Source organism: Roseateles sp. (genome assembly GCF_039595595.1).
Classification (GTDB): Bacteria; Pseudomonadota; Gammaproteobacteria; order Burkholderiales; family Burkholderiaceae_C; genus Roseateles.
On sequence record NZ_JBCNLG010000013.1, the window covers coordinates 21,091 to 39,186 of the forward strand.

The window sequence follows — 18,096 nt, forward strand, 5'->3', positions numbered from 1 at the left end:
TTCCTTGATCTCACGCCTGTCGAGCCTGAAAACGATGATCCGAGCATTTCCGCGTCCGATGTCCCCGCCCGCGCTTGCGGCTTTCATGCTGTGTGCCGCGGGCCCCTGGGCGCAGGCCAGCGCCGCGCCCGCCGCGGACGCCCAGGTCGGCGAGCGGCCCGGCCCGCAGGCAGCCCGCGCCGCGGAGCGGGTCGCGCCGCGCCTTCGCATCGAGGGCGTGACCGTGACCGACGCCGGCGAGCTGACCCGCGCGGGGCAGGCGGCGCTCGATGAAGACGCCGGCCCGGGGGCGATCGAGGCGCTCGCGCGCGTCATCGAAGCCAAGGTGCGCCAGGCGGGGCGTCCGTTCGCGCGGGCCTATGTGCCGGCGGGCGGCGCCATGGGCGGCATCGTTCGCGTGGTGGTTGTCGAGGGCCGCTACGGCCGGGTGGATCTGCGCGGTGGCGCGGCCGGCGACGCGGCCCAGTGGTTCGATGCCCTCCAGCCGGGGCGTCCGATCGGCGACGAGCTGGCGCGGCAGGTCGAGGCCGTGTCGCGCCTGCCCGGCGTGACGGTCACGGCGGGGCTCGGACCTGGCGACGAAGCGGGCGAGGGCGATGTCGACGTCACGGTGGAGCAGGCGCGGCGCTGGGCGCTGGACCTGCGCGCGGACAACCACGGCAATCCGTACGCGGGGCGCTGGCGCGGCAGCGCGGCCGGGCATGTGAACGGGCTGCTGCGCTTCGGTGACCGGCTGACGGCGAGCGCCGGCGGCAACAACGGCCGCGGCTGGGAGGGCGCGGCCTCGTACCAGACGCCGCTGGGCCGGCGCGGCGCGCGCGCGGCGCTGTCCGCGAGCCGTCATCACTACCAGCTGGGCGGCGAGTTCGAGCGGCTGGGCGCGCAAGGTCAGGTGGAGGCGGGCGGCGTGACCGTGACGGTGCCGCTGACGACGCGCGCGCCGGCGCGGCTGACCTGGCAGATCGGCGCGGAGGCGCGGCGCATCACCAACCGGCAGACGGCGGTGGGGCTGTCGGACCGCAGACGGGCGCTCGCGGTCACGACGGGGCTGCAGACGGTGCTGTTCCCGTCCGCGGGCACGGTGGCCTGGGGCGGCCTGTGGATGGAGATGGGCCACGTGCGGCTGAAGGACGCCTCGGCGGCGGCCTTCGATGCGAAGACGGTGCGCGCCGCGGGCGAATACCTGGTGCTGTCGGCCGACGCGGCGCTGTTGCGGCAGTGGGATGCCTGGGGACTGCTGCTGCGCGGCAGCGGGCAGATGTCGGACAAGAACCTGGACGCGTCCAGGAAGTTCTCGATCGGCGGCGCACGCAGCGTGCGGGCCTGGCCGCTGGGCGAAGCCTCCGGCGACGACGGCGCGCTGGCGCAGACGGAGCTGCGCTACCGGTGGCGGGGCTTGGAGCCGTTCGCGTTCGCGGACATCGGCCGGGTGCGTTTCAACCACACGCCGTGGGAAACGGGCTTGCAGGGCGCGCGGGCGAAGGCGGCGCCCACGGGCCGGACACTGGCCGGCGCGGGCCTTGGCCTGCGCTGGCAGCGCGGGCACTGGAGCGCCGAAGGCACGGCGGGATGGCGCCTGGGCTCGGCGGCGCAGCGCGTGTCGACCTCGGATCCGAAGGGCCGGCAGCCGCAGCTCTGGATCAGCGTCGCCTATTCGCTGTGAGGAGCGCGGTCATGAAGACATCGATGCATGCGCTGCTGCGCGCGGTCGCGGCGGGCATGGCCGCGGCGGGGTTGCTGACGGTCACGGGGCCGGCGATGGCGCAGGCCACGCCAGCGGTGGCGGCGGTGCTGCCACAGGATCACCACGTCCGCTCGGGCCTGGCGGACGTCCGGACCGATGGCAAGACGATGACGATCGAACAGGCCTCGATGGCGGCCAAGCTGGATTGGAAGCGCTTCGACATCGCCGAGGGACACACGGTGCGGATCCAGCAGCCGGGGCCGGACGCGTTCATCGTCAACCGGGTGACTGGCGACGCGGCAAGCAAGATCAGCGGGTCCCTGATCGCCAATGGCGGCGTCTACGTGGTCAACCCGCATGGGGTGGTGTTCGGCAGCACCGCGCAGGTCAATGTCGGCAGCCTGCACGCGTGGGGGGCGCCGCTCGCCGACGCGCAGATGGACGGGGCAGGGCTGCCGGCGCTGCCGGCGAGCGCAGGCTCGAAGGTCGTCCACTCGGGAGCGATCGTCGTGCGGGACGGCGGCGTGGCGGCCCTGGTCGGCAAGGACCTGCGGCTCAAATCGGGCAGCAGGATTCATGCGCCAGGCGGCCGGGTGGAGTTGCACGTGCCGCGTGGTCCCGGATCGAGCCAGGGCTCGCTGGTCATGAAAGAGGGCGCGCGCATTCACGCCTTTGGCGGAGCGGTGCAGGTGGACGCGCCAGGAGCCAAGGTCACGCTGGGCCGGGTGGAGACCCATGACCTCACGGTCAGACTGGACGCCCCGCCCCTGGTCTCGATCGCCACGAAGGACTACGACGGCAAGCGTCTGGTTGGTGACCTCAAAGAGGAAGACGGCCTGCAGTTCACCAGTGACAGCACGCTCCGGCTGTCCCTGTTCGCCACCAGCCCCGAGCCGGGACGTCAGGGCGGCGTGTATCGATTGGAGTTTCGCGACTGGCTCGGCACCGTGGAATCGGACCTCGTGTCGGATTCCTTTCGGAGCAGAGTGACCATCGAGGAGCCCGATGACGGCGCGCGGGCGCGGATCGATCTTCCCGTTTTCGACAAGAAGCTGGTCGGCGAGGTCAGCGTCGGGGACGCGGCCGGCCAGACGATGACGATCGAGCAGAAGAGCGACTACGCGGTGCTCGACTGGAAGTCGTTCAACATCGCCGAGCACGTCCGGGTGAAGTTCGTGCAGAAGGACGCCGCCTCGACGATGGTCAATCGCGTCTTCGACACGGAAGGCAGCCAGATCCACGGCAGGCTCGAAGCGACCGGCAAGGTCTTCGTGTTCAACCCGAGGGGCGTGCTGCTCGGCCGGACCGCGCAGGTGCAGATCGGTGGCGGCGGGTTCCTTGGCTTCGCGTTGAGCGACGAGCAGGCGATGGCATCGGACCAGGCGTGGGATCTCTCCAGCGATTCGATGAACGCCGATGTCAGGAACGAAGGCACGGTCACGATCGCGAACGGGGGCGTCGCGATACTGGCCAGTCCATCTTCGCTTGTTCAGTCGGGGCTGATTCACACACCGCAGGGCACCGTGAACTTGGCCGGTGGGACGTCCGGACTGTCGATCGATGGACGGGAGATCGAGATATCGGGCGCCAACCAAGGACGTCTGATACATCGCGGACGGACGATTGCTCCCGGCGGGACCGTGAAGCTCTGGGGCATGGGTGAGGCCGGACTCGAGGCTTCGGGATTGATCTCCGCGGAGTCGGGCAAGGTGAGCCTCTCCGCTTGGACATGGATCGGACTGTCCAACGTGAATGCCAAGACGCTGGAGATCGATGTCCCGCTGACGGCCGGCTTCGATGCCAAGGACAAGGTCTACGACGGCACGATCCTGGCCGACGTGGAGAACGAGACGTTCGAGGGGATCACGCTGAACGAAGGCAGCAACCTCACGCTGCACAAGACCTATCGCTTCGACAGCGCGGAGCCTGGCGAACGCGCCGTCACCCCTCACGTCGAGATCTCCGGCTTCGGCGGCACCCCATTGCCGCTGAGCGTGCGCGTTGCCGACGGAGCAGAGAACACGGCCCGCATCGAGCGCAGACCGCTCCCCGTGCAGAACCCGTACGTCCAGGCCTCCGGCGGCGCCCAGCCCGAAGTGACGGACAAGACCATGACCATCCGCCAGACCGAGCCGCTGATGTTCATCGACTGGGAGTCCTTCGATGTCGGCGCGGGTCACGAAGTGAAGTTCGAACAGTCCTCGCCGGACTGGTGGGCGATCAATCGCGTCGCCGCCCCGTCGCAGATGACGATCACGGGCAAGGTCCACGCCGATGCGGGATTGATGTTCCTCGTTCCCGGCGGCGCGGAGATCCATCGCGGAGCCACGGTGAGCGCCGGCCGGTTCGTCATGACGACGATGACGCCGGAAGGCGATTCCCTTCGCAAATGGACGAGCTCATTGCCGTTGTCTGGCGGTGACGATGCGTCGATCCGCAACTTCGGGACGATCCAGGTGAAGGAGGGCGGCGTGGTGACGCTCGCTTCGTCCAAAGAGCTGGAGCAGGACGGAACGATCCGGGCGCCCAAAGGTGCCGTCCATCTCGCGGGCGCCGACCGCATGGCGATTGACCGCGATGGCCGCGTCCTGGTGGTCGCGGGCGTCAGGAGCCACTTTGGCCATGAAGGCGATACGTCGGCCAACGATGGCCGGATCGCGATCTGGGGAGCTTCCCTCCAACTCGACGGCACGATCAAGGCAGGCGGGACGGGCGAGATTCGTCTGATGGGAGGCCATCGCGGATGGACCTCGATCGCCGCCTCCCTCGAGCCGGGTGCCAGGATCCTGCTTTCCGACGTCGTGGCGAGGATCGACCACGCCCGTGAGTCTGACGAGAGCGACTCCATCAATTCCGGCACTGTTGCCACATGGCTGGACGAAGGCATCGACGTCGAAATCGCGTCGACCCTCGATCCCATCGATGCCTCCGGCCCGATCACGGCCAAGGCCGATGCGAAGGGGACGCTGACGCTCGCGAGTCCCGGCCTCAAGCTCGGTGCCCTGCGCGTGCCCAAGCTCGTGATCGACGCGCCGCTGGTGGTGGGCTTCGACGCCCTGGACAAGCGCTTCGACGGGACCACCGCGGCCAGCGTCACCAACAAGTCGTTCGGCAACATCGAACTGCTGCCTGGCAGCGGGCTGCGGTTCGTCGACCGCTACGAGTTCGACAGCCCCGACGTGGGCGATCGGCTGGTGTCGGCGAAGGTGTTTCTCGCCGGCCATCACGATGACGCGCAGAGCGAGCTCCAGGTGGCGGCACCGGGCGAGGCGGAACTGCAGCGGCACCGCGCGCGCATCCTCGCGGTGGAGCCGGCACCCACGCCGCAGCCGAAACCGGATCCCACACCGCGTCCAGAGCCCACACCGGAGCCGAAGCCCGATCCGAAGCCAGAGCCGGAGCCAGAGCCCGAGCCTCAGCCTCAGCCTCAGCCTCAGCCTCAGCCTCAGCCTCAGCCGGGGCCCGAACCGGCCCCAGGCCCTGAGCCGAAACCGGATCCTGCGCCAACGCCAACGCCAACGCCAACGCCAACGCCAACGCCGCCCAGCCCTTCACCGCGTCCGGCGCCCGTGCCCGGGCCGCAAGCACCGGCCGTTCGCGCCGCCATGGCCTGCGAGCAGGGCCGCGGTGCGCAGGGCCACCAGGCCTGCGATGCAGCGCGGCGGCCACAGCCGCCCAGCGCCGGTCCGGCGCTGATGGACCGCGGCATCCGTGTTCCGGGCGGCTCGCCGTCATCGCGTTGACGGGCGCTGCCCGATTCAGGAGAAGCAGATCATGAGTTTGAAGAGGAAGTCCGCTTTGCCCAGCCTGGTCGCGGCGCTGGCTGCCGCAGGCCTGCTCACCGTCCCGCACAAGGCGATGGCGCAGGCCACGCCCTCGGTGGCCGCGGTGCTGCCGCAGGGCCACCACGTCCGGTCGGGCCAGGTGGAGGTCCGGAGCACCGGCACGACGATGACGATCGAACAGGCGTCGATGGCGGCCAAGCTGGACTGGAAGCGCTTCGACATCGCCGAGGGCCACACGGTGCGGATCCAGCAGCCGGGGCCGGACGCGTTCCTCCTCAATCGCATCACCGGCGACACGGTCAGCGCGATCAACGGGTCCTTGATCGCCAATGGCGGCGTGTACCTGGTCAACCCGAATGGGATCGTGTTCGGCAGTACCGCGCGCGTGGATGTCGGCAGCCTGCTCGCCTGGGGAGCGCTGCTTTCCGACGCGGAGATGGATGCCGCCCGGGCCCCAGAGCTGCCGGAGCAGCCTCGCTCGCAGGTCGTCAACCGGGGGACGATCATCGTGAGGGACGGTGGCGTGGCGGCGTTGGTGGCCAAGGACCTGCGTTTGGCCTCGGGCAGCAGCATCCGGGCACCGGGCGGCTTGGTGAACCTGGCGGCCACGGACCTCGGCGAGCCCGGCTCGGGCTCCGGCTCGCTGCTGATGGAGGAGAACGCCCCCATTCATGCCTTTGGCGGGGAGGTGGAGGTGTACGCGTCGGGGAAGGTCACGCTGGGGCGAGTGCAGACCCATGACTTCGTGATCAACAGGCGCGACATTCCCCTGCCGTCGGCCAGCGCGAAGGGCTACGACGGCGGGCGATTCGTGCGCGGTCTCGGGAACACGGAGGCGCTCTCGTTCACCAGCGACAGCACGCTGCAGCTGTCGCTCGTCGCCAGCGGCTCCGAACCTGGACGGCATGTCGGTGAGCCTCGGCTTGAGTTTCGGGACTGGCTCGGCGACGTGCGCGCGGATGTCGTGCCCGAGCGCGGGCGCAGCGCGGTGACGGTCGCGCCGCCCAGTGACGCTGAGCGGGCGCGGATCGATCTTCCCGTGTTCGACAAGAAGCTGTTGGGCGAGGCCAGCGTCGGCAGTGTGACCGACAAGACGATGACGATCGAGCAGCACAGCGACTACGCGGTGCTCGATTGGAAGTCGTTCAACCTCGCCGAGGACTTCGGGGTGAAGTTCGTGCAGAAGGACGCCTTCTCGACGACCGTCAATCGTGTCTTCGACACGGAAGGAAGCCGCATCCACGGCAGGCTCGAGGCGAACGGCAAGGTCTTCGTGTTCAACCCGAACGGCGTACTGCTCGGCCGGACCGCGAAGGTGCAGATCGGTGGCGGGGGCTTCCTCGGGTTCTCGCTGAGCGACAAGCAGGCGATGGATCCGACGCAAGAGTGGCATCTCTCTAGCGGGTCCGAGCGCGCCGACGTCAGGAACGAGGGGACGATCACGATCACCGGCGGCGGTGTCGCAATGCTGGCCAGCCCGTCTTCGCTCGTTCAGGCGGGGCTGATTCACGCGCCGCAAGGGACCGTGAACCTGGTCGGCGGGACCGCGGCGATGTCCATGGCGTCACAAGGCGCCACGGTGGCCTTGACCGAGTTCGGCGAGGGCGGTATCTGGCATGTCGGACGCACGCGCGCGCCGGGCGGTACGGTGCGAGCCTTGGCCAGGGCTCCTGAAGTGGTGGCATCGGGGCTGATCGACATCAGCGATGGCGGACAGCTGGAGGTCCGGGGCTTCTACGGAGGAATCCTTGATGCGCACGTCCGCCCCGGCGCCGGGATTTTCGTCGAGGGCTACGGGTGGCATGTACCGATCGATCCGGACGGCCTTGGTCGCGGGCAGATTTCCGCCAAACGGATTTCGTCGTGGCTGGAAGCCGGCAGCCACGTCCACATCTCAACGTGGGGCGAGACGCTCAGCGTTGGTGCGCCCATCCATGCCACCGGCAGGCGCGGAGCCCGGTTGACACTGGCCAGCGGTGGCGATCGCGCCATCCTTGTGGATGCGGACATCAGCCTCGGACAGGGAGACCTGAGCTTCGCGTCGGAGGGAGAGATTCGCATGGCACCGGACGCCGGCATCTCCGCGAAGTCGGGCAAGGTGCGCTTCGCCGCGAAGAAGGATGTTTCCCTGTCGCGCGTGAAAGCCAAGGCGCTGGAGATCGATGTCCCGCTGACGGCCGGCTTCGATGCCAAGGACAAGGTCTACGACGGCACGGCCTGGGCCGAGGTGGAGAACGAGGTTTTCAACGGGATCACGTTGAACGAGGGCAGCGACCTCGCGCTGCACAGGGCCTATCGCTTCGACAGCGCGGAGCCTGGCGAACACGCCGTCAAGCCGCACTTCGAGATCTCCGGCTTCGGCGACGCTCCGTCGCCGCTCAATGTGCTCACCGCGGAGGGAGCGAAGAACACGGCCCGCATCGAGCGCAGACCGCTGCCCGAGCAGAACCTTGAGGGCGTGTTCTTTGGCGGAGATGGGCCGTCCGTGACGGACAAGTCCATGACCATCCGCCAGACCCAGGCGCTGATGTTCCTCGACTGGAAGACCTTCGACGTCGGCGCCGGCCATGAGGTGAAGTTTGAACAGTCCCAGCCGCACTGGTGGGCGATCAATCGCGTCGCCGGTTCGTCGCAGATGACGATCACGGGCAAGGTCAACGCCGGTGCGGGACTGATGTTCCTCGTGCCCGGAGGCGCCGAGATCCATCACGGAGCGGAGGTGACGGCCAGCCGGTTCGTCATGACGGCGATGGCGCCGCATGACGATGAGCTCCGCCAATGGACGGGCCCATTGACGCTCGCCGGCGGTGGCGATGCGTCGATCAGGAACTTCGGGACGATCCAGGTGAAGGAGGGCGGCGTCGTGACGCTGGCATCGTCCAATGAGCTGGAACAGGGCGGAACGATCAGCGCGCCCAAAGGCGCCGTTCATCTCGCGGGCGTCGACCACATGACGATCCAGCGCGACGGGCGCGTGCTGAATTTCCGCGGCATCGGCGGCGCGCTCTCCCACCTGGGCGAGACGTCGGCGAAAGAGGGCGATATCCGGATGTTTGCCTCCGACGCCGCATTGGAGGGCACGATCGATGCAGGCGAGAAGGGCGACGTGCATCTGATCGGAGTAGGCGAAGGGTGGTCTTCGTATGCCACCTTGAACCCGGGCCGCCGGATCGCGCTGACCGACGTCGTTGCCGGCATCGGCGAGGTCGGGCAGTTCGTCGATATCAACGACGAGGTCCTTGCATCCACGAGAGTGTCCCGATGGCTGGACGACGGCGTCGACGTCGAAGTCGCGTCGACCATCGAGCCGCTCGACGCCTCCAGGCCGATCACGGCCAAGGCCGATGCGAAGGGGACGCTGACGCTCGCGAGCCCCGGCCTCAAGCTCGGTGCCCTGCGCGTGCCCAGGCTCGCGATCGATGTGCCGCTGGCGATGGGCTTCGACGCCCAGGACAAGCGCTTCGACGGGACCACCGCAGCCAGCGTGACCAACAAGTCGTTCGGCAACATCGAACTGCTGCCTGGCAGCGGGCTGCGGTTCGTCGACCGCTACGAGTTCGACAGCCCCGACGTGGGCGATCGGCTGGTGTCGGCGAAGGTGTTTCTCGCCGGCCATCACGATGACGTGCAGAGCGAGCTCCAGGTGGCAGCACCGGGCGAGTCGGAGCTGCAGCGCCACCGCGCGCGCATCCTTGCGGTGGAGCCGGCACCCACGCCGCAGCCGAAACCGGATCCCACACCGAGCCCGGACCCCACACCGGAGCCGAAACCCGATCCAAAGCCGAAGCCCGATCCGGAGCCGAAACCGGAGCCGAAACCGGAGCCGAAACCGGAGCCGGAGCCGGAGCCGGAGCCGGAGCCGAAACCGGATCCTGCGCCAACGCCCAGCCCTTCACCGCGTCCGGCGCCCATGCCCAGGCCGCAAGCACCGGCCGTTCGCGCCGCCGTCGCGTGCGAGCAGGGACGCGGCGTGCAAGGCCGCCAGGCCTGCGACGCCGTGCGGCCGACGCAGCCGCCCAGCGCCGGCCCGGCGCTGAGGGATCGCGGCATCCGCGTTCCGGGCGGCGCACCGTCACCGCGTTGAGGAGCTCTCCCCAATGAAGGACATGCAGATCATGAAGCTGAAGAACAAGGCCGCGTTGTCCGGCCTGGTGGCGGCGTTGGCCGCCGCGGGCCTGCTGACCCTGCCGCGCGGGGCGGCGGCGCAGGCCGCCGCGGCATTGCCGCAGGACCACGCCGTCCACGTCGGCCGGGTCAGGGTCGAGACCGCCGGGACGACGATGACGATCGATCAGACCTCGATGGCGGCCAAGCTCGACTGGAAGCGTTTCGACATCGCCCGGGACCACGCGGTGCGGATCCTCCAGCCGGGGCCGGACGCGTTCATCCTGAACCGGGTCACCGGTCCCGACCCGAGCCGCATCGATGGCGCGCTGAGCGCCAATGGCCGGGTGTACCTCGTCAATCCGAACGGCATCCTGTTCGGGGCCGGATCGAAAGTGGACGTGGGCTCGCTGTTCGCCGCGGGCAGCCGGCTCGACGACGCGGCGATGAAGCGCGAGCGCGTGCCCGCGCGGCTCGGAACGCACACCGCGCAGGTGACGCACGCCGGCCTCATCATGGTCAGGGACGGGGGCGTGGCCAGCCTGCAAGGCTCACAGGTGGAGATGAAGACCGGCTCGTCCATCGAGGCTTTCGGCGCGGCCGTGAAGATCGCCGCGGACGAATCGGCGACGCTGGGGCGCTTGAACACCCACAGCCTCGAGATCGACGTGCCTTGGCGCGTGAAAGTCCTGCCCGGGAGCAACAGCGAGGAGGGCGGCTCCGGCGGCTCGCCGATCCTGCAGATGTCGGGGCTGCATTTCACCGCGGACAGCACGCTGGGTCTGGACCCGCGGTCCCGGCCTCCCAGGCGCGGCACCTGGGAGACCTGGCGGGATCTGCTGCGGGTCGATTTCAAGGACTGGCTGGGCGAGGTGGCTGTGAAGCAGCACGCCGTCGTGGACGCCCACTCGATGAAGGACGCGCCCGGCCCATCGGCCGAGGCGCCCGGCCACTCGGTCCCCGATCTGCCGGTGCTGGACAAGGAACTGATCGGCGGGATCGAGGTCCGCAGGTCGGGCGACCGCACGATGACCGTCACCCAGAAGGCGCGCCATGCCGTCCTGGACTGGAAGTCCTTCAACGTCGGCGAGGACCACCGGGTCATCTTTCAGCATGTCGGCGCGCGGGGCGAGGTCCTGCCGGGCTCGGGGTGGACGGCCGTCAACCGCATCGCCGACACGCAGGGCAGCCGCATCCACGGCAGACTCGATGCGGCGGGCACGGTCTTCCTGTTCAACCCGAATGGCCTGCTGTTCGGCCGCACCGCGCGCGTGCAGGTCGGCGGCGGCGCGTTTCTGGCCTTCTCGCTGCGCGACGATCAGGCGAAGCAACCCTCGGTGCCGTGGGATGTCTTGAACCCGCTCAGCAAGGCCGAAGTCAGGAATGAAGGCGCGATCACGGTCGCCAGGGGCGGCATCGCAACGCTGGGCAGCCCGTTCTCGCTCGTGCAGAACGGCTTGATCGACGCGCCATCCGGCACGGTGAATCTGGCGGTCACGACCTCGCCGACGATCGGCGCGAACGGCAATGTGATCGGTGTGCATCCCACGCTGGAGGGCGGCCGGCTCGTGCATCGCGGGCGCACGCTCGTGCGCCGCGGCCGCGCGTTCGTCTACGGAGCCGGCAACGATCTGGAGCTTTCCGGGCTGGTCGATGCGACCGCCGCGCAGCTGGACGTCTTCGCCCGCCGCGATGGTCTGCTCAATGGGCAGATCCGTCCCGGCTCGACGATTGCGATCCGGGGCCACTTCTGGCACATCCCGAAAGACCCCGAAGCGCGCGGGCCGCGGGAGATCGCCGCCAGAAGCATCGAGTCGTGGCTGGATGCGGGCAGCGACGTGGTGATCGAACCGCGGGGCGCGATCGAGGGGGCGATCCATGCGACCGGCGCGCCCGGCAGCAGGCTGACCCTGGATGCCCGCCACGCCGACACGGGAGAGTCCCCGGACATCGAGCTCAAGGCCGACGTCCGGCTGCGGGAGGGCGACATCCGCCTGCGGTCGGGACGCGGCGCGATCAGGATGAGCGCCGGCACCACGCTCGCGGCGGACAAGGGCGTGGTGGCCCTCGATGCGGCGGGCGGGCTGGTGCTCGGCAGCGTGAAAGCGAGCACGCTCGACATCAAGGCCCCGCTGGTGCTCGGCTTCGAGGCCATGGACAAGGCGGGCGATGGCACCACGCGGGCGGAGGTGCGCAACGAGACCTTCAGCGGCCTGGATCTGCTCGAGGGCAGCAACCTGACGCTGCACAAGACCTACCGCTTCGACAGTCCCCAGTACGGCGAGCGCGCCGTCACGCCGAGCGTCTCGGTGACCGGTTTCAACGGCGATGCCGAGTTGCCGCTGACGCCGGAACTGTCGCCGTCGACGCGGGACATCGCGACCATCGCGCATCTGCCGGTGCTGGACAAGGTCGTTGCCGGCGGCACGGCGCCCGAGGTGTCTGGCAAGACGATGACCATCCGCCAGAGCAGCGATCTGATGCTGCTGGACTGGAAGTCCTTCGAGGTGGGCGAGGGGCATCAGGTGCGCTTCATCCAGTCCCAGCCGCATTGGTGGGCGATCAACCGGGTCGCCGAGACGGCCGGGACGAAGATCTCGGGCGAGGTCCATGCCGATGCGGGCGTGATGTTCCTGTCGCCGGGAGGCGCCGAGATCCATCGCGGCGCGACGGTGACGGCCGGCCGCTTCGTCACGACGACGATGAAGGCCGACGATCCGGACCTGCTCGCGTGGCGCTCGACGCTCCGGCTGAGCGGCGAGCGATCCACGCCGATGAGTCACCTCGGGACCATCCGGGTCAAGGAACAGGGCGCCGCGATCCTGGCGGCGACGGGCACCTTGCACGTGGACGGAACGATCGAGGCGCCTCGCGGTGAGGTCCATCTCGCGACCACCGAGCAGGGGAGGATCGACCGCGAAGGCCGCTTCGCGGCGAGCGAGCGCAGGAGCCACCTGATTGTTCACGATGAACGCGCGAGGACCAGCGCCCCCGATGGCACGGTCTCGTTCTGGGGCAGCAGCATCGGACGCCTGGACGGCACCGTCGAGGCGGACGGCACGGGCGAGATCCACGTCCGCGCAACGGGCGCGCGCTGGGATCTGCCGGGCCAGATCAAGCCGGGAGCAAAGCTTCGGCTGGTCCGCGCCGTCGACAGGCTGGAGGTGCCCGAAGGAGACGGCGCGATCGGCGCGGCGAGGGTCTCCGAATGGCTCGAGGCCGGTGTCGACGTCCAGATCGAGAAGCCCGACGGGACCTTTCTGACGATAAAGCCTGAGCCCGGGCACGAAGCGGAATCCGAAGCGGAACCCGAAGCGGAATCCGGACCGGAATCCGGACCGGAATCCGGACCGGCACCCGTGCCCGAGGAGAAGTCTGCCCCTGAGCCGGCGCCAGAGCCCGGGCTCAAGCCCGATGCAGCCGCTGATTCCGAAACCGATCCGAAGCCGGACCCTGTGCTCAAGCCCGAGCCGGAGCCGGAGCCGGAGCCGAAGCCGGAGTCTGTGCTCAAGCCGGAGCCTGGGCCTGAGCGTGCACCGGCTGCGACCTCCGCAGGAGATCCGATGAACGCGGCGCGCCCGAACGAAACGGAACGCCGGCCCGTGATCGAGCCTCAGACCCGGCCAGACATCAGACCGGACATCAGACCGGACGTCGGGACGGAGGTTGCGCCGGACATCGCGCCGGACGCGGTGCCGGCGACGCCGCGCCAGCGTGCGCTGGCGCCCAAGGCCGTCGAGCGCCTCGCCTGCGAGGAGCGGCGCGGGATGGCGCCGCAGGACCGCTGCGACCGCGCGCCGATGCCGGTGCCCCAGGCGCAGCGCCCCGCGCTGTCCGATCGCGGCGTGCGGCTGCCGGCGGAGCCGCCGCGCCTGCCGCGATGAGCCTCATCCCGCCGGCGCGATCGGGATCGCCCGGCGGGCGTCCCGCATCGGCGCGGGCGTCGACAGGCTGCGCGCCCGCAATTGCCCGCAGCCGCCGTCCACGTCCTGGCCGGCGGAGTCGCGCAGCTTCGTCAGCACGCCGCGCTCATGCAGCCGGCGCGCGATGTCGCGGGCCTGGTCCCAGGCCGGGCGCGCGTACGGCAGCTCCGGCACGCTGTTGTAGGGAATCATGTTCAGCACGCCGTACTTGCCCTTGAGCAGGTCGACGATGCCGTCCAGCTCGTCCTCGCCGTCGTTGACGCCCTCGATCAGCGTCCACTGGTACTGGATCGGATAGCCGGTCGAGCGCGCGTAGCGCTCGCCGAAATCGACGATCTCGCGCGGCGTGAGCCGCGGGGCGCGCGGCAGCAGCTCGCGCCGCAGCTCGGGCTTGGTGGTGTGCAGCGACAGCGCCAGCGCCGGCTTGACCGGACCTTCGGCCAGGCGCTCGAACGCGCGCGGATCGCCGACCGTGGAGAACACCAGCTGCTTGTGGCCGATGTTGCCCTCGGTGCCCAGCAGCGCGATCGCCTCCAGCACCGCGTCCAGGTTGTGCGAGGGCTCGCCCATGCCCATGAACACGACCTTCCTGACCGCGCGCTCGCGCCGCGCCAGCGCCACCTGCGCGACGATCTCGGCGCTGCTGACCTGGCGCAGCAGCCCGTCCTTGCCGGTCATGCAGAAGCGGCAGCCCACCGCGCAGCCGACCTGGCTGGACACGCACAGGCCGTCGCGCGGCAGCAGCACGCTCTCGACGGTCTGGCCGTCGGTCAGCCGCACCAGCAGGCGCGCGGAGCCGTCCTCGCCGGGGTGACGCTCGGCCAGCGTCGCCAGGCCGTGCAGCTCGTCCATCAGCGCCGGCAGCGCGTCGCGCACCGCCAGCGGCAGGTAGTGCTCGAGCTTGCGCCGGCCTTCGGTCAGCGGCTTGGCCTGGACCCAGTGGCGCAGCACGCGGCCCACGTGGGCGTCGTTCGCGCCGAGCGCGCGCAGGCGGTGGTGGAGGTCGGAGAGGGCGATCACGGCGGCGATGGGCAGAGGAGGGAACGGTGGAGAGGGAAGGGCGAAGAGGGAACGGTGGAGAGGGAAGGGCGAAGAGGGAATGGTGGAGAGGGAAGGGCGAAGAGGGAATGGTGAGAAGAGGAGGGAGGGGGAAGGACGGATTTTGGCCGAAGGCCCTCCCTACAATCGCGCCCCATGACTTCCTTTCCGATCGGCCCCGCGGGCCTGCAGCCCCGGTGCTTCGCGCTGGTGCCCGCCGCGGGCGTCGGCAGCCGCTCCGGCGCCGGCCAGCCCAAGCAGTACGTGCCGCTCGCCGGCCAGGCGCTGATCGCGCACACGCTCGCAGCGCTGGCCGCCGTGCCTCGCATCGAGGCCACGCTGGTGGTGCTCTCGCCCGAGGACGATCAGTTCGAGTCCGCCGTGCCCGGCTTCGCCGGCGAGCGCGGCTGGATCGCGCGATCCGGCGGCGCGACGCGCGCCGACTCGGTCGCCGCCGGCCTGCAGGCGCTGCGCGAGCGGGGCGTCCAGGCGCATGACTGGGTGCTCGTGCACGACGCGGCGCGCTGCCTGGTGCGTGCCGAGTGGATAGACGCGCTGATCGACGCCTGCGCCGACGACGAGGTCGGCGGCCTGCTCGCGCTGCCCGTGGCCGACACGCTCAAGGACGCCGTCAGCGCGGGCGAGGGCGGTGCGCGTGTCGCCGCCACCGTCGACCGCCGCGGCAAGTGGGCCGCGCAGACGCCGCAGATGTTCCGGCTTGGCCTGCTCGCGCCGGCGCTGGCCGGGCCGCTGGACGGCATCACCGACGAGGCCAGCGCCATCGAGGCCCTTGGCCATGCGCCGCGCCTGGTCGAGGCGTCCATGGAAAACTTCAAGGTCACCTATCCCGCCGACTTCGCGTTGGCTGAACGCCTGCTGAGGAGCCGCGCATGACCATCGAATCCGACGACGACATCCAGGGCCTGAAGGCCGTCGGCGAGGCCGTCGCCACCGTGCTGCGCCGCATGCTGGACGCCATCCGGCCCGGCATGACCACGCGCGAGCTCGACGACATGGGGGCGCGCTGGCTGGAGGAATTCGGCGCGCGCTCGGCGCCGCGCGTGATGTACGACTTCCCCGGCGCCACCTGCATCAGCATCAACGAACAGGCCGCCCACGGCATTCCCGGCGACCGCGTGATCAAGAAGGGCGACATCGTCAACGTCGACGTCTCGGCCGAAATGAACGGCTACTTCGGCGACACCGGTGGCACGCGCATCGTGCCGCCGACCACGCCGACGAAGACGCAACTGGTCTTCGCCGCGCAGTACGCGCTGGAGCAGGCGATGAAGGAAGTGAAAAGCGGCGCGCGGCTGAACCGCATCGGCCACGCGATCGAGCGCGTGGCCAAGGCGCACAAGTTCAAGATCATCGAAAACCTGTGCAGCCATGGGGTGGGGCGCTCGCTGCACGAGGAGCCCAAGACCATCCCCGGCTACTACGACCCCAGCGACACGCGCATCCTGGAGGAGGGCATGGTGATCACCATCGAGCCCTTCCTGTCGACCAAGAGCCGCTGGGTCGACGAGCAGGCCGATGGCTGGACCCTGTCCGGCGTGAAGGGCAACCTCTCGGCGCAGTTCGAGCACACGATGATCGTGACCCGCAACGGGCCGATCGTGGTGACGAACGCGCTGCCGCACTGACGGCTCTCTCATTCGTTTTCAGATCGACGATTCCATGGCATTGAATTTCCGCATCGGTGAAGGCTGGGACACCCACCAGCTCGTCACGGGCCGCCCGCTGATCCTGGGGGGCGTCACGATCCCGCACACGCATGGCCTGCTGGGGCATTCGGACGCCGATGCGCTCGCGCATGCGATCACGGATGCGCTGCTGGGCGCCGCGGCGCTGGGCGACATCGGCAAGCTGTTCCCCGACACGGCGGCCGAGTTCAAGGGGGCCGATTCGATGGTGCTGCTGGCCGAGGCCTATCGGCGGGTGAAGGCGCTGGGGTGGGAGATCGGCAACGTGGACAGCACGATCGTGGCGCAGCATCCGAAGATGGCGCCGCACATTCCGGCGATGCGGGAGCGCCTGGCGCAGGTGCTGGGCATCGACGCGGGGCAGATCAACGTGAAGGCCAAGACGGCCGAGAAGATGGGGCCGGTCGGCGAGCTCAAGGCCATCGAGGCGCGCGCGGTCTGTCTGCTGGTGCGCGGCGGCTGACCGCGTCAGCTCTCGCGCAAGAACTCCTTTGCCCCGCTGGGACGAGGGAGTCCTGCCGCGCGGCGCTCAAACGCTCGCGCGCTTGAGTCTGAGCTGCGCGACGAAGCCGCTGTCGTCCGCATTGGCCAGGCGCAACTGCGCGCCCAGCCGCTGCACCGACTTCTCCACGATCGCCAACCCGAGCCCCGCGCCCGTGGCCGCGGTCCGCGCCGTGTCGCCGCGATAGAACGGCGTCGTCAGCTTCGCCAGCTTGTCCGGCGGCACGCCCGGGCCATGATCGCGCACCGTCAGCAGCACCCAGGCGCTGTCCGCCTCCGCCGTGACGTCCACCCGCGTGGGCTCATCGTCGTGATGCCCGTAGCGGCGCGCGTTCTCGAACAGGTTCAGCAGGATCCGCCCCAGTTCCGTCGGGTCCGTCCAGATGCGCAGCGCCGCCGACAGCCTCACGCTGATCTGGATCTGCTGCGGATCGCGGAAACCCTGCGCCTCGCGCTCCACCAGCTCGCGCAGGTTCAGCGCCTGCAGCTGCAGCTCGCTGGGCCGCGCATAGTCCATGAACTTGTTGATGATCGCGTCGAGCTGGTCGATGTCCTGCGCGATGTAGGTCCGCGCCTGCTCGTCGTTGACGCTCATCTCCGCCTCCAGCCGCAGCCGCGCCAGCGGCGTGCGCAGGTCGTGCGAGATGCCCGCCAGCATCACGCTGCGGTCCTCTTCCATCTTCGCCAGCTCGCGCGCCATCCGGTTGAAGCCCATGTTGACCTCCCGGATCTCGCTGGTCAGCGTGCTCTCGTCCAGGCGCGAGTCGTACTCGCCCTCGCGGATGCGGCTGGCGGCGATCGACAGCTCGCGCAGCGGCTGGTTGATCAGCCGCGCGATCGCGGCCGCGCCCAGCAGCGACGCGCCCAGCGCGATCGCGATCCACCACCAGTTGCTCGAGAAGTTCGCCTGCAGCGGCGCCGGATTGGTCTGCAGCCAGAACTGGTCCGGCCCGACGTCGAAGCGCACCCACAGCCCGGGCACGCCGTTCAGGCCGCTGGCCAGCACCGTCTGCGGCCCCAGCCGCGACACCAGCTCCTTGCGCAGCCGCTGCGCGAAGGGCGAGTTCTCGTACGGCAGCCAGCGGTCCGTGGCCTCGGCCACTTCGACCGACACGGCCTCGCTGCGCGCCAGCGACTTCACGACGGCGACGCGGTTGATCGCGTCGGTGCTCGAGAGCGCCACGCGCGACAGGTTCACCAGGCCGGCGAGCTGCTGCGCCGCCTCGAGCGCCTTGGGCTCGGCCTCCAGGGCCTTGAAGGTCTGCTGCCAGGCCAGCACGCCCGCCGCCAGCAGCAAGGCCAGCAGCGCGAAGGTGCGCCAGAACAGGTTCAGCGCCAGACGCGGGGGAGTCACG

General features: G+C 69.8%; 9 protein-coding genes. 7 read left to right on the forward strand and 2 right to left on the reverse strand.

Annotated features, from left to right (window positions below; translation table 11 throughout):
- The first annotated feature begins 85 nt into the window (after positions 1–85).
- From ABDW61_RS16120 to ABDW61_RS16135, 4 genes are read left to right on the forward strand one after another with little or no spacing between them, the layout of a single operon-like run.
- Entirely contained in the window at positions 86–1,663 is a 1,578-nt protein-coding gene (locus ABDW61_RS16120; RefSeq protein WP_343640068.1) for a ShlB/FhaC/HecB family hemolysin secretion/activation protein, read from the forward strand.
- 11 nt (positions 1,664–1,674) lie between these two features.
- On the forward strand, positions 1,675–5,427 hold the full coding sequence (locus tag ABDW61_RS16125; RefSeq protein ID WP_343640069.1) for a filamentous hemagglutinin N-terminal domain-containing protein: 3,753 nt from the start codon (positions 1,675–1,677) through the stop codon (positions 5,425–5,427).
- A gap of 31 nt (positions 5,428–5,458) precedes the next feature.
- Positions 5,459–9,553: a filamentous hemagglutinin N-terminal domain-containing protein gene (locus ABDW61_RS16130; RefSeq protein ID WP_343640070.1), complete on the forward strand. Its 4,095-nt coding sequence runs from the start codon at positions 5,459–5,461 to the stop codon at positions 9,551–9,553.
- A gap of 13 nt (positions 9,554–9,566) precedes the next feature.
- Positions 9,567–13,457: a filamentous hemagglutinin N-terminal domain-containing protein gene (locus ABDW61_RS16135; RefSeq protein ID WP_343640071.1), complete on the forward strand. Its 3,891-nt coding sequence runs from the start codon at positions 9,567–9,569 to the stop codon at positions 13,455–13,457.
- Between the two features lie 3 nt (positions 13,458–13,460).
- Here ABDW61_RS16135 and ABDW61_RS16140 read toward each other — a convergent pair whose 3' ends face one another.
- Positions 13,461–14,513: an RNA methyltransferase gene (locus tag ABDW61_RS16140; RefSeq protein WP_343640216.1), complete on the reverse strand. Its 1,053-nt coding sequence runs from the start codon at positions 14,511–14,513 to the stop codon at positions 13,461–13,463.
- 177 nt (positions 14,514–14,690) lie between these two features.
- Between ABDW61_RS16140 and ispD the strand changes: the two genes are divergently transcribed.
- From ispD to ispF, 3 genes are read left to right on the forward strand one after another with little or no spacing between them, the layout of a single operon-like run.
- Entirely contained in the window at positions 14,691–15,428 is a 738-nt protein-coding gene (ispD, locus tag ABDW61_RS16145) for a 2-C-methyl-D-erythritol 4-phosphate cytidylyltransferase (protein ID WP_343640072.1), read from the forward strand.
- Complete coding sequence (gene map, locus ABDW61_RS16150; protein WP_343640074.1) at positions 15,425–16,180, forward strand: type I methionyl aminopeptidase; 756 nt, start codon at positions 15,425–15,427, stop codon at positions 16,178–16,180. Before ispD ends, map begins: the two co-directional genes overlap by 4 nt.
- A gap of 34 nt (positions 16,181–16,214) precedes the next feature.
- Positions 16,215–16,703: a 2-C-methyl-D-erythritol 2,4-cyclodiphosphate synthase gene (gene ispF, locus ABDW61_RS16155; RefSeq protein ID WP_343640075.1), complete on the forward strand. Its 489-nt coding sequence runs from the start codon at positions 16,215–16,217 to the stop codon at positions 16,701–16,703.
- A 66-nt stretch (positions 16,704–16,769) separates the two neighbouring features.
- On the opposite strand, the gene ABDW61_RS16160 is transcribed toward ispF, so the two are convergent.
- On the reverse strand, positions 16,770–18,095 hold the full coding sequence (locus ABDW61_RS16160) for an ATP-binding protein (RefSeq protein WP_343640076.1): 1,326 nt from the start codon (positions 18,093–18,095) through the stop codon (positions 16,770–16,772).
- Position 18,096 lies beyond the last annotated feature (1 nt).

Excerpts from the sequence above, each read along its gene's own strand:
- ABDW61_RS16135 (WP_343640071.1), top strand. The coding sequence starts at position 9,567 with ATGAAGGACATGCAGATCATGAAGCTGAAGAACAAGGCCGCGTTGTCC.
- ispD (WP_343640072.1), top strand. The coding sequence starts at position 14,691 with ATGACTTCCTTTCCGATCGGCCCCGCGGGCCTGCAGCCCCGGTGCTTC.
- ispF (WP_343640075.1), top strand. The coding sequence starts at position 16,215 with ATGGCATTGAATTTCCGCATCGGTGAAGGCTGGGACACCCACCAGCTC.
- ABDW61_RS16120 (WP_343640068.1), top strand. The coding sequence starts at position 86 with ATGCTGTGTGCCGCGGGCCCCTGGGCGCAGGCCAGCGCCGCGCCCGCC.
- ABDW61_RS16130 (WP_343640070.1), top strand. The coding sequence starts at position 5,459 with ATGAGTTTGAAGAGGAAGTCCGCTTTGCCCAGCCTGGTCGCGGCGCTG.
- map (WP_343640074.1), top strand. The coding sequence starts at position 15,425 with ATGACCATCGAATCCGACGACGACATCCAGGGCCTGAAGGCCGTCGGC.
- ABDW61_RS16125 (WP_343640069.1), top strand. The coding sequence starts at position 1,675 with ATGAAGACATCGATGCATGCGCTGCTGCGCGCGGTCGCGGCGGGCATG.